Origin of the sequence: Novosphingobium sp., assembly GCF_027486195.1 — a bacterium.
In the GTDB taxonomy this organism is placed as follows: Bacteria; Pseudomonadota; Alphaproteobacteria; order Sphingomonadales; family Sphingomonadaceae; genus Novosphingobium.
The window spans coordinates 79,849-91,385 of the sequence record NZ_JAIXPP010000073.1; the positions used below are offsets into that span (position 1 = coordinate 79,849).

General features: G+C 64.7%; 11 protein-coding genes and 1 pseudogene. 1 reads left to right on the plus strand and 11 read right to left on the minus strand.

From position 1 onward, the window contains the following. Positions 1-229: 229 nt before the first annotated feature. The 9 genes and pseudogenes from Q0071_RS13815 to Q0071_RS13855 all read right to left on the minus strand — a co-directional run bounded on the left by Q0071_RS13815 (position 230) and on the right by Q0071_RS13855 (position 7,920). Positions 230-1,864, minus strand: a complete 1,635-nt coding sequence (locus Q0071_RS13815; protein WP_298170429.1) for an AMP-binding protein — start codon at positions 1,862-1,864, stop codon at positions 230-232. Between the two features lie 11 nt (positions 1,865-1,875). Then, positions 1,876-3,498: a TonB-dependent receptor gene (locus tag Q0071_RS13820; RefSeq protein ID WP_366886553.1), complete on the minus strand. Its 1,623-nt coding sequence runs from the start codon at positions 3,496-3,498 to the stop codon at positions 1,876-1,878. Between the two features lie 114 nt (positions 3,499-3,612). Further along, positions 3,613-4,143: pseudogene (locus tag Q0071_RS13825) on the minus strand (Plug domain-containing protein); the annotation flags it as partial. Further along, positions 4,124-4,603, minus strand: coding sequence for a cytochrome C (locus Q0071_RS13830; protein ID WP_298170435.1), 480 nt, complete (start codon positions 4,601-4,603; stop codon positions 4,124-4,126). The pseudogene Q0071_RS13825 and the gene Q0071_RS13830, both read right to left, overlap by 20 nt. Next, positions 4,600-5,073: a cytochrome c gene (locus tag Q0071_RS13835; RefSeq protein WP_298170438.1), complete on the minus strand. Its 474-nt coding sequence runs from the start codon at positions 5,071-5,073 to the stop codon at positions 4,600-4,602. The genes Q0071_RS13830 and Q0071_RS13835 overlap by 4 nt, the downstream gene beginning before the upstream one ends. Then, a complete protein-coding gene (locus Q0071_RS13840) occupies positions 5,070-5,645 on the minus strand; it encodes a methylamine dehydrogenase light chain (RefSeq protein ID WP_298170441.1) in 576 nt (191 codons plus the stop codon). Before Q0071_RS13840 ends, Q0071_RS13835 begins: the two co-directional genes overlap by 4 nt. Before the next feature lie 3 nt (positions 5,646-5,648). Beyond that, on the minus strand, positions 5,649-6,251 hold the full coding sequence (locus tag Q0071_RS13845; protein ID WP_298170444.1) for a methylamine dehydrogenase: 603 nt from the start codon (positions 6,249-6,251) through the stop codon (positions 5,649-5,651). Continuing rightward, positions 6,251-6,739: a MauE/DoxX family redox-associated membrane protein gene (locus Q0071_RS13850; RefSeq protein ID WP_298170447.1), complete on the minus strand. Its 489-nt coding sequence runs from the start codon at positions 6,737-6,739 to the stop codon at positions 6,251-6,253. The genes Q0071_RS13845 and Q0071_RS13850 overlap by 1 nt, the downstream gene beginning before the upstream one ends. Continuing rightward, complete coding sequence (locus tag Q0071_RS13855) at positions 6,739-7,920, minus strand: amine dehydrogenase large subunit (protein ID WP_298170450.1); 1,182 nt, start codon at positions 7,918-7,920, stop codon at positions 6,739-6,741. The genes Q0071_RS13850 and Q0071_RS13855 overlap by 1 nt, the downstream gene beginning before the upstream one ends. A 139-nt stretch (positions 7,921-8,059) precedes the next feature. Here Q0071_RS13855 and Q0071_RS13860 point away from each other — a divergent pair, with 139 nt between their 5' ends. Beyond that, entirely contained in the window at positions 8,060-8,725 is a 666-nt protein-coding gene (locus Q0071_RS13860; RefSeq protein WP_298170453.1) for a TetR/AcrR family transcriptional regulator, read from the plus strand. On the opposite strand, the gene Q0071_RS13865 is transcribed toward Q0071_RS13860, so the two are convergent. Both Q0071_RS13865 and Q0071_RS13870 read right to left on the minus strand, forming a co-directional pair. Next, complete coding sequence (locus Q0071_RS13865; protein ID WP_298170456.1) at positions 8,722-10,182, minus strand: aldehyde dehydrogenase family protein; 1,461 nt, start codon at positions 10,180-10,182, stop codon at positions 8,722-8,724. The two genes, Q0071_RS13860 and Q0071_RS13865, sit on opposite strands and share 4 nt — an antisense overlap. A gap of 11 nt (positions 10,183-10,193) precedes the next feature. Beyond that, entirely contained in the window at positions 10,194-11,534 is a 1,341-nt protein-coding gene (locus Q0071_RS13870; protein WP_298170459.1) for a glutamine synthetase family protein, read from the minus strand. Between the last annotated feature and the right edge of the window lie 3 nt (positions 11,535-11,537).

The window sequence follows — 11,537 nt, forward strand, 5'->3', positions numbered from 1 at the left end:
AGGTCGAGACAAGCCCTCCGATAAGGGTTATCCACAGGATAAGTGGCGCAATTTTTTCCCGAATGTAACTTTCCGTTATCCCTTTCCCGACCCGCTCACTCCGACCGTCACGCACCGAAATCGTAGATTGCGGTTAGAAATGGTCCTCGGGAAATGCCCCTTGGGGCATGTGCGACGAACCGGGCGAATTACGCCGTCTGTTGCAGCATAGACGCACATTTGCGCGGTTTCAGCGGGCGGAAAGTCCGAGCTCAGCTTCCATCATGCGGCGCATCTCGAACTTCTGCGCCTTGCCCGTGACAGTCATCGCGAAGCTTTCGACCACGCGGACATGGCGAGGGACCTTGTAGTGCGCGATGCGGCCGCGGCAGTGGCCGAGGATGTCGTCCGGCCCCAGCGCGGCGCCGGCGCGGGCGATCACCCAGGCGCAGACTTCCTCGCCGTACTTCTCGTCGCTCACGCCGAAGACCTGCGCGTCGGCTACATGCGGGTGGGTGAGGAGGAACTCCTCGATCTCACGCGGGTAGATGTTCTCACCGCCGCGAATGATCATGTCCTTGATGCGGCCGGTGATGCGCACATAACCTTGGGCGTCCATCGTGGCGAGATCGCCCGAATGCATCCAGCCATCGGCGTCGATTGCCTCGGCGGTCTTGGCCGGATCGTCCCAGTAGCCGAGCATGACGGCATAGCCGCGCGAGCAGTATTCGCCCTGCTCGCCGATCGGCAGGGTCTGCCCATCCGGCCCGACGATCTTCGCTTCGGCATGGGGATGGACCCGCCCGACAGTGCCGACGCGCTCTTCCAGCGGATCGTTGCGAGCGGTCTGCGTGGTCAGCGGGCTCGTTTCGGTCATGCCGTAACCGATGGTGACTTCGCGCATGCAGAGCCGGTCGATCACCTGCCGCATCACCGTTACGGGGCAGGGGGAGCCTGCCATGATGCCGGTGCGCAGGGTGGAGACATCGGTCGTATCCAGCGCAGGCTGGCCGAGCACCGCGATGAACATTGTCGGCACGCCATAAAGCGCGGTGCAGCCCTCGGCTTCCACGGCCTGCAGAACAGCCGCCGGATCAAACGCCTCACCGGGATAGACCATCGCCGCGCCGCTGGTCAGCGCCGCCATATTGCCCAGCACCATGCCGAAACAGTGGTAGAGCGGCACCGGAATGCAGATGCGGTCCGCCTCCGTCAGCGCGATGGTCTGCGCGGTGAAGTAGCCGTTATTGAGGGTGTTGCGGTGGGTGAGCGTGGCGCCCTTGGGAAAACCGGTCGTGCCGCTCGTGAACTGGATATTGATCGCGTCATCAGCACCCAGGCCAGCGCCCGCTGCGGCAAGCTCGTCTGCATCGGCTGTTGTGTCGAGCGTATCCCACGGCAGGAAACCTTCATGCGCGTCTGCGCCGATGGTCACGATATGCCGCAGATGGGGCAGCTTGGCCGGGCCGATCTCACGCAGCATCGCAAGGTAGTCGCTGGTCTTGAAGCGCACCGCGGTGACGAGCAGGCTGCAGCCGACCTTGTTGAGCGCGTATTCGATTTCGTTGACCCGGTAGGCCGGGTTGATCGTGACGAGGATCGCCCCGATCCGCGCGGTGGCAAACTGGATCACCGTCCATTCCGCGCAGTTGGGTGCCCAGATGCCGACACGGTCTCCCGCCGTGACCCCGAGCCGTAGCAGCCCCGTCGCGACGCGGTCTACCGCCGCATCGAGCTCGCTCCAGGTCCAGCGCAGTCCCTGATGGCGCGATACAAGGGCCAGGCCATCGGCCCAGCGCTCCGCCGCGTGGCGCAGCGCCGTGCCGATGGTGGTATCGAGCAGGGGTACCTCGGTCGGCCCCTTGGCATAGGACAAACCGTGCACGCCCGCAGTACTCAGAACTTAACGCCTGCGGTTACGCCGTACATCCGCGGATTGCCGATGTGGTTGTAATCGAGCCCGAAGCCGGTGAGATCGATGCGCGAGGTGAAGTAGAACTTGTTGCCCAGATTGCGCGCCCAGGCCGAGAGGCTGTAGCGCCCGTCGTTGCTGTTCCAATCGATGTGGCCGCCGAAGAGCGCGTAGGATTCCTGGCGCAGGCGCGGGATGTTGATGTTCTCGAAGAACTGGCTCGCCTGATAGGCCACTTCGGGGTGGACCGAGAACGCGCCGAAGCCGCCCTGTACCACGGTCCAGTCGAAGCTCGCGTTGAAGGTCAGCGAAGGCGCATTGGAGAGTCGGTTACCGGAGACGTTGATGCCGCTGACGATGCCTTCCTTGATCTTCGTCGAAAGCAGGCCAAGCCCGCCGTGGAAGGTGAAGGTATCGCTGGGCCGCACGGTCAGCTCGGCCTCGGCGCCGTAGAGCTCGGACTTGGGAATGTTGAGCAGCTGCTGCGAGGCATCGGCCGGGTTCACGTTGATGAACTGCTGGTTCTTGTAGGTGTAGTAGAACGCAGCCATGTTGAGCGTGATGCGGCGATCCCAGAACTGGGTCTTTGCACCGGCCTCGAACGCGGTGACCTGTTCAGCCTTGGCGACGCCGAGTTCGGTCGGCGTGAAGAAGGCCTGGGCATTGAAGCTGGGCGCACGGTAGCCGCGACTGACGCTGGCGTAGAGCAGATCGCCGCTCGCCAGCTTGTAATCCAGCCCGATCTTGCCCGAGAGGTTGTTCTGTTTGAAGCGCAAGTTCGAGAGCGGGATGAGGTTCGCGACGAAGCTGTCGTCAACGCCCAGCGCATCGGACGAGAAGCCGGTCTGCTCACCATCGTCGTGGGTATAGCGCAGGCCGCCGCGCACGGTCAGTGCATCGGTGAGCTTGTACTTGAGATCGGTGTAGAGCGCGAAGCTCTTCTTGACCTGATCGAACTGGTTGCGGACCTTGCAGGCCACCGGCAGGCCCGCAGCGCAATCCGCCGCGTTGATCACGCCGTCCTCGTTCACGTCGGTATCGTTGAACACCTCAAGCGTGGTCTGGTTGTAGACCTTCTCGCGGTTGAAATAGGCGCCGAGGATGAAATCGAACGGCCCGCCGGTATTGCTGGTCAGGCGCAGGTCCTGCGCAAACTGGCTGGCCCGGTCGAAGTAGGGCACTTCAAGGTTTCTGGCGGTGATGCCGTCGGTGTCTTCCTTGAAGAACAGCGAGCCCTTGTCATAGCTGGTGATGCTGGTGACGGCGAGCGTATCCGAAACATCGTAGTTCACGGTGAGCGCCACCGAGGTGGTCACCGCGCGGCGCTTGTCACGCACGTTGGAGGCGATCTGGAACTGGCCGAGGCCGGGGCGGTTGACCGCTTCGGGTTGGGCGTAAATCCCGTAGTTCTGCGGGTTCTGGAAGCTGTGCGAGGCGCGCAGGGTAATCTTCACCCGGTCGCTCGGCTCCAGCTTGAGCGTGCCGCGCAGGCCCCATTCATCGGTGCTGGCGAGATCGGGAAAGCCGGGGTTGACGTTCTTGAACCAGCCATCCGCCTTGGCATACGTGCCCGCGATGCGCAGTGCGGCCTTCTCGCCCAGTGCCACGTTGACCGCGCCGTTGAGATCGACGCGGTTGTAGTTGCCGTAGCCAGCATTGAAATAGCCGCTGGTTTCGCCGAGCTTGGCATCGCGGCTGATCAGGTTGACCGCACCGCCGGTGGTGTTCTTGCCGTAGAGCGTGCCCTGCGGCCCGCGCAGCACCTCGACGCGCTCGATATCGTAGAGCGCGATGCCGAGGAACGCGAAGTTGCCCTAGTAGACTTCGTCGTAATAGGTCGCGACCGGGCTCGACTGGTTGAGGCTGAAGTCCGACATCGAGACGCCGCGCAGCGCGAAGATCGGGGTGTTGTCACCCACGGTCGAGGTCAGCTGGAGGTTGGCGACCTTGTTGACGAGGCTGTCTACGCTGGTGATGCGCGACTTGGACAGCGCTTCGCCGCCGATTGCCGAAACCGAAATCGGCACGGACTGCAGGTTTTCCGAACGCTTGGCGGCGGTCACGACGATTTCGCCGGAGTCTTGCGCCTCGGTACCGGTCGTCGCCTGTGCTGCCTGCTGAGCGTAGGCGGGTTGCACCGCCAGCATCAACGCCATCGGCGCGGCCAGCGCGGCGCTGGAAAGAAATACAGTCCTCATGGGTTTTCCCTCGCTTCTTTTCAAACTTCGCTGATTATTGTGATTGATGCTCATGCGTCTTGGCAAAACCGGCCACCAGACGCGCTCTCATGGCGGCGCGTTCCAGGCGGAGCGGGTTTTGGCGCAGGCGCCCGATTTCCTCGGCCGTGTAGGGCTGGAAATTCTGCGGCACATGCGCCGGATCGAACCGGAACAAGGTCCAGTTGACGAGATTGGCCAGGCGGTCATCGGGCAGATCGACCGTGGCGACACCCGGCACGCGGCCGATGAATTCGCGCCCGCCCGGCACGCTGAGGAAGCGCGCGACAATGCCGCGCATCGGCGGGTTCGAATGGTCATCGCCGCCACCATCCGGGCGATGGCAACCCTGGCACTTGAGCTGATAGTCGGTGCGGGCCTGATAGGCATCGCGCACGCCGGGAATGGCCGCCTCATCCGCTTTCACTGCCGCGCTTGCCGCCAATCCAAGGCCAAGCGGAAGGCCTGCGAGAAGGGCAAGGCGGCCGAGCTTCATTGGCCGCCCGCAGCGGCGTGGAGCTTGCCGACATCTTGCGCGGAAAGCGAAGCGCCGCCCGCCCGGATTGTCGCCACTTCGGCTTCGGCGAAAGGCCTGAAGGCGGGTCCGGTCTTGGCAATCTCGGTACCGACATGGTTGAGCACCGCCGCCACCGAGGCATCATCGAGCGTCGCCTGCGCGGGCATCACCCCGGCATAGGGCTTGCCGCCGACCTTGATCGGGCCGCTGACCCCGCGCGTGACGACGAGTGCGAGATAGCGGCGCCCGGCATCGCTTGATGCCATGACGCGGAAGTCCTCGCCAAGCGGCGGGAAGACGCCGGGCACGCCTGCACCGGTCTTGGTGTGGCAAGCTGCGCACCGGCCATAGATCGCCGCGCCATCTGCAGCCGCGTGGACCGGCAGCGTCAGGCCGGCGAGGGCCGCAGCGCCGCCAGCGACGAGGGCGAGGGCGGCCGCGCGCTTCACTTGGCCGCCGGTAGCGCTACGCCGATGACCGCCGCCACCGAGCAATTGTAGACCGAGCTCTCCGAGCCGAGGCACCAGTTGTAATCGTTGTTCGATTGCGGCCGGACCTGCGGGCGATCACCTTCGTTGCGGTTGCACAGGCACTGCCCGCAAGAGGAGGTGCCGCAGCAATCGTTGTAGCTGATGACATAGGCGCGGCCATCGGCTGGGTTGGTGCAGGTGCCGATCCAGGTGATGGGCGACATTTCGGTGCCCGGCGGGCAGGTGTTGACCGAGCCGCCGCAGCATGAGCAGAGGAACCCGTCGATGGCGCAGTAGCGCCAGTAATCGCAAGACGACTGATCGCCCGGATCCTGCTCCAGCCCGGAGACAACGGCAGGCCGGGCAGCGCCCGCGCCGTGTGCGCCGTGCGGCGCTTCCGGGGCCGGGGTTGCCGCGCGGGCAACGGGCAGGAGCGGGATGGAGGCCGCGCCGGTCATCCCCGCGCCCAGAAAGGCGAGCAGCGAACGGCGCGAGGTGCCACGGGCAATCCCGCGCGCGAGGTTTTCAGTGAGCTTGTCGAAACGCGCCATGGGTCAGGCCTCCTGATGGTTGTGCGCCTGGCGGCGAGAGAGAAATTCCTGGATCGAGGCGACGCCCCGTTCCTTTGCCTCGAACAGGCTTTCCAGATGTTCGCGGCTATTGATGAGGCCGAGCGAGGCGACGCGGCCTTCCTCGTCGAGAAGCACGGCATAGGGCAACTTGGAAACGCCAAACGCGCGGCCCAGCGCTTCGGACAGAACCATCGGCAGTGCCTCCAGCCCGTGTTCGCGCGCCATCGCGAGATAGCCGGACTTGCTGCCGTCGCCCGCCAACACGATATCGAGCCAGCCAGCCTCGGCGCGCGCGGCGCTCCTCACCACGGGGAGCAGCGATTTGCACATCGGGCAATCGGGCGAGGCGAAGAACAGAAGCTGACTGCGACCATCGCGCGTCCCGCCGATGGCAACGCCTGCGCCGTTCACGTCTGCCAGCGTCATCGGTGTGGCCTTTTCGCCCAGCGCAACCTTCTGGTGCAGCGTAAGCGCGCCGGCCGGGGCGATGCGTTCGTGGAGGATGCCGACCTGACGCGCGAGCGCGGCGATCAGCAGGGCTTGGCCGATGACCGCCGCCCACAGGAGGATCTGACTTGTCAGCATCAGGCTGCTTTCCATTGCGGCGCCGGGATCGCGAGAAGTTCGCTGGCGCCAAGGTAGAGTGCAAGGAGCCCGGCCGCCGCGAACGGGGCATCGAGCGTGAGCGGCGCGTCCGGAAACAGGGCAACGCCTGCGGCCAGCAGCGCGAGACCGCCCGCGCGCAGCACTTGCGCCGTGCTGACGGGCTTGGGGCGCGCAGCAAGATCGCACCCGCAATCGAGCGTTTCGCCGCGGCGGCGGGCAAGGGCGAGGGCATATGTGCCCCAGACCAGCGCCGCGATGACCGCGCCGGCAAGGCGCAGCGGCGCAGCCAGCAGGCAGGCGGCGGCCACAAGTTCCAGCGTCCCGGCAAGCACCAGCAGCAGCTGACCCGGCACCGCGCCGACGCCAACGAGCCGCGCGGTCGCCTCAGCCAGCCGATCACGGGCCAGAACCTTGTGCAAGGCCGAGGCCGCGAGCAGGCCCGCGCAGAAGAGGACCAATGCGGCCATCAGGGCACCTGGATCACGATCGGATTGGCCGCGACGGTGGCCCCAAGCGTGCGCACGAAGGCGCCCGTTGCCGCATCATAGATGTCGATCGCACCGCCGGCCTGTGCGACCACGAGATGCGGTGTCGCCTCACGCGTCACGGCAATGGCGACAGACTGGCCCTTCAGCGCAATGCGCATGGTGCGGGCCTTCTTGGCTGGATCGACCACCCACACTTCGCTGCCGCCGTCCTTGTGGCTGCCTTCCTTGCCGTAGGGGCTCATCAGCACATAGAGCTTGCCCGCGGCATCGGCGTTGATGACCTGCCAGCCGCCGGGACGCCATTCCGGCGATCCGCCATCGGCTGTGCCGACGCTGAAGCTGCCGGGGAGGGGCTTGGCGACGGTGCCCGAAAGATCGAAGCCCTGGATCATGCCATGAAAGCTGACGAACCACGCTGTCGTGCCGACCATGGCCGGGGTGCCGAACAGCGCCTGGTTGTCGATATCCTGCACCTTGGGCACCGACTTCGACGAAGCGGCCGCGCCATTGGCATCGAGCGCCACGCTGAAAAGCGAGCCATCGGCGCAGAGGCTGGTAAAACCGCGCTCACCGGTGGGATAAATCTGCGAACAGCCGGGCAGATCGATCTCGCCCAGCACCTTGCGCGCGGCCAGATCGACCACGGTGACGGACTGGGCCGGCGTGAAGTTGGCCACGAGTGCCCATTTGCCGCCGTTGGTCAGCTGGAACAGGTGCGGATAAGTAACCGATTGCTGGCGCTTGCCGCCGGGCAGCACGATCTCGCCCTTGGGCTGCAGCGTCGAGGCATCCCAGATGGTGATCGCGTCCGTGCGCTCACCGCGTGTCAGGCGGGTGTAGAACGTCTCGGCGGTGTAGAGTTCGCCGCGATCCTTCGCGATGAGGAAGTTGGCAAACTGCGACGCGCGGACGAGGCCCTTGAGCGGCTGGACCGTATCGGCCGTATCAACCACCGCGATGCGGCCATCGATGATCGCGTTGAAGTGGAAATCGTGGATCGTGACCCAGCTTTGCGGCCATGTGGCGGGCAGCTTTGCGACGCTGGGGAGGGTTTCTTCGGCCAGTGGCTGCGGGAAACGGTTTTCGGCCGCCATGACGGGTGAGGCCAGAACAGCGGAGAGGCACAGCGCAGATGCGAAAACGGGTGCGATCAATCGCATTCTATTTCCCTTTCGAAACGGGCGGACCCCGCTTTCCCGTCCGCAAAATGGCCCAACCAGCATAAAATTGTCAACTGTCCTAAATTGGACGATGGACATAAATTCAACCTGGGTTAGGATGTTCAAATGGCACTTCGCCATGCCGGAGACTGATATGGACGGTATCCCGAAGCTGGTGACCGACCTGATGATGCCCGATCGCGACGGCGGATATGCCAAGGGGTATGAGACCCGCGAACTCATCCTGCGCACCTCGCTGCATATCCTGATCGAAGAGGGTTACCGCGCCATGTCGATGCGCCGGATCGCGGCGGCTTGCGGCATGCGCCTCGGCAATCTCACCTATCACTACCCGACGCGCGAGGATCTCGTGCGCGAATTGCTCAATGCGGTGATCAGCAGTTACGAGGTCGAGTTCGGCGCGATTGTCCATGCCCCCGGCCTTGCACCGGAAGAACGCCTCACGCGTCTGTGCAGTCTCATCATCGAGGATATCGGCAGCAAGAAGACGACGCGCCTGTTTCCCGAGCTCTGGGCGCTCGCGAACCACGATGCCTTCGTCTACGAACGCGTCCACGAACTCTATGACCGCGCCCGCGCGCCACTGGTCGAAATCATCGCGGAAATGCGCCCCGATCTGCCGGAAGTGGCGCGTCTTGACCTTGCGCTGTTCATCTCCGCCTCCATGGAGGGGCTTACCGTTTTCGCCGGGTATCAGATGCCGTTTGCGCAGCGGATGCCGGCGGTGGAGCATATCGCGGTCCGCTCCTTCATCGATATCGTGCGCAGCTTCAACCCGGCCTAGGCGACGCTGCCTTCGAGGATCTGCAGCGTCTTGAGGTCCGAGTGGAAATCGAGCGCATAATCGCCGCCCTCGCGCCCGATCCCAGAGATGCCGATGCCGCCGAATGGCGCGGTAAGATCGCGCACCAGGAAGGTGTTCACCCACACCGTGCCCCCGCGCACGGCCCGGCCAACGCGCTGGGCACGCTCTTCGCTGCCGGTGTAGACTATGCCGGAGAGGCCATAGGCGGTCGAATTGGCTAGCATCACACCTTCGGCTTCGTCCTTGAACGTCTGGAAGGTCAGGACGGGGCCGAAGACTTCGCTCTGGACGACTTCGCTCTGGTTGTCCTTCGGCACGATCAGCGTCGGCTCGATCCAGTTCGCGCCCTCCTTCCAGCGTTTGCCGCCGCGCACGATGGTATCGCCCGCCGCCCGGGCGCGGTCGATGAAGCCGAGGACGCGCTCCGCGTGGACGGGATGGATCAGCGCAGACATCGTGGTCGCGGGATCGCGGCTGTCGCCCATCACATGCGCGTCGGTGTAGGCGTGGAATTTCGCGAGGAATTCGTCCTTCACGCTGTCCTCGACGATGATGCGCGTGCCGGCCATGCAGACCTGCCCGCTGTCATCGAACTGGCCCGCCGCCTTCTTTGCCGCAGCATCGATATCGGCGTCCGCGAACACGAGCAGCGGCGATTTGCCCCCAAGCTCAGCGGTGAAGGGCACGATGTTCTCTGCCGCCGCCTTGCCGATCACCCGCGCAGTCGGCACGGAGCCGGTAAAACTGATGCGCTTGATGCGCGGATCGGACGTCAGCGCATTGCCAAGCTCCGCGCCAAGGCCCTGCACGATGTTGAACACGCCCGCTGGAAAGCCCGCTTCCGCGATCAGGTCACCGAGGATCGAGGCCGAGAGCGGCGACCAGTCAGCGGGCTTGAGGATCACCGTATTACCAGCGGCGAGCGCAGGCGCGCATTTCCACGTTGAAAGCATGAATGGCGCGTTCCACGGCGTGATGATCAGCGCCGGGCCAGCAGGCATCCGGATCACCCGGTTGAGCGTGCCGCGCGAGGACCAGACTCGTTCTTCGTGATCGGTCGCCAGATCGGCATAGTTGCGGAAATTCGTCGCGCCGCGCAGGATCACCCGCAGGCGCAGGCTTTCGAGCAGCATCCCCATGTCGAGGCATTCGACCGTGGCCAGCTTTTCGACATTGGCCTCGATCAGGTCCGCCAGCCGGTGCAGATATGCGCCCCGTTCAGCCGCAGTCAGTGCTGCCCAGGCTGGAAATGCTGCGCTCGCTGCTTCTGCAGCAAGGACCGCCGTCTGCGCATCGCCGCGCGCCATATCGGCCAGCTTGCGGTCCCACTCGAACGGACAGCGCGTCTCGAACGTTTCGGGCGAGCTGACCCGCTTGCCGCCGATAAAATGGTCGGGCGAGACGGCAAAGCCGCCGATATCGATGCGTTCGCGCATGGCGCTTCCCGTCAGATGTAGTGGAGGTAGTAGGCGAGCTGTTCCTCGGCCGACTTGCCTTCGAGAATGCGCACTTCCTCGCGTTTGATGGCGATGAAGTTGTCGACCAGATCCTGCCCGATCGCGCCGGAAAGCACCGTGTCCGCCTCCAGCGCATCGAGCGCGGCACCGAGATCGTGCGGGGTGTGGCGATCGGTGCTGATCGTCTCCAGCCCGTCGTTCACTTCCTCCGGCGGCAGTTCGTAGCCGTTGTCGAGACCGAGCAGACCTGCCTGCAGCATCGCGGCCATTGCGAAATAGGGGCTGGCGGCGCAGTCTGCCATGCGGTGCTCGATGCGCGCGGCAGGGCCGGTCTCGGCCGAGACGCGCACGGTCACGCTGCGGTGATCGATGCCCCAGTTGGCCCAATAGCCGGAAAGGCTGGCAGGCTGGAGTCTTGCATAGCTCTGGGTGAGCGGCGCCATGATCGCGGACAGAGCCTCGTGGTGCTGCAGCATTCCGGCGATCGCGCCCTGCATCGTGGGCGAAAGCGTGCCGCTCGCCACATCGTTCGCAAAGGCATTGCTGCCGTCCGCCTGGGTGAAACTGAGGTTGAAATGCAGCCCGCTGCCGCTCTTTTCGGCGAAGGGCTTGGGTAGGAACGAGAGCAGGTAGCCGCGCTTGTAAAGCACCTCGCGCGCCATCTGGCGGAAGAGGAAGGCATCGTCCGCCGCCTTCATCGCATCGGCATAGCGCAGGGTAAGCTCGAACTGCGGCGCATCGAATTCGGCATTGATGGATTCGATGGGGATGCCGCAGGCCGCCGCCGTCGCCCAGACTTCCTCGATCAGGCCAGCCGGATCGGCGAACGGGCCGGTGCCGTAAACGAACCCGCCCGGCGTGTCATAGGGCACCCACGAGCCGTCCGGCGCGCGCTGGAAGACATAGGCTTCCATCTCGATGCCCACCATCGGATCAAGTCCGCGCGCCCGCCACGCCTCGATCGCGCGGGCGAGCGCAGAACGACCGCACAGCGCGAACGGCTCGCCCTTGAAGCGCAGCGCGCCCAGCGCGATCTGCGTATTTGCCTCCCACGAGGGGCGCATTTCCGCGGGATCGAAGGTCACTTCCATATCGGGCAGACCTGTCAGCAGCCCGCCGCCCGGTGCTGCGACCAGCGCCTTGTCATAGGTCACCGCAAAGGTGCCGACGCACATGCGCGCATGGCCCTTGGCCGCCTCGCTCATCGGCACATATTTGCCGCGCGCGAGATTGAGCTGGTCGGCGAAGAGAATCCGGCATCTTTCGAAGGCTTTGGGTTCGAAGCTCTCGGCGCGCACCTGCTGCGGTTCGATCTTGGACATGCGGTTCATCTC

What these genes read in the sequence shown, in the direction of transcription:
- Q0071_RS13830 (WP_298170435.1), bottom strand. Translation starts at nt 4,603, where the DNA reads ATGAAGCTCGGCCGCCTTGCCCTTCTCGCAGGCCTTCCGCTTGGCCTT.
- Q0071_RS13860 (WP_298170453.1), top strand. Translation starts at nt 8,060, where the DNA reads ATGCCGGAGACTGATATGGACGGTATCCCGAAGCTGGTGACCGACCTG.
- Q0071_RS13850 (WP_298170447.1), bottom strand. Translation starts at nt 6,739, where the DNA reads ATGGCCGCATTGGTCCTCTTCTGCGCGGGCCTGCTCGCGGCCTCGGCC.
- Q0071_RS13855 (WP_298170450.1), bottom strand. Translation starts at nt 7,920, where the DNA reads ATGCGATTGATCGCACCCGTTTTCGCATCTGCGCTGTGCCTCTCCGCT.
- Q0071_RS13840 (WP_298170441.1), bottom strand. Translation starts at nt 5,645, where the DNA reads ATGGCGCGTTTCGACAAGCTCACTGAAAACCTCGCGCGCGGGATTGCC.
- Q0071_RS13865 (WP_298170456.1), bottom strand. Translation starts at nt 10,182, where the DNA reads ATGCGCGAACGCATCGATATCGGCGGCTTTGCCGTCTCGCCCGACCAT.
- Q0071_RS13845 (WP_298170444.1), bottom strand. Translation starts at nt 6,251, where the DNA reads ATGCTGACAAGTCAGATCCTCCTGTGGGCGGCGGTCATCGGCCAAGCC.
- Q0071_RS13870 (WP_298170459.1), bottom strand. Translation starts at nt 11,534, where the DNA reads ATGAACCGCATGTCCAAGATCGAACCGCAGCAGGTGCGCGCCGAGAGC.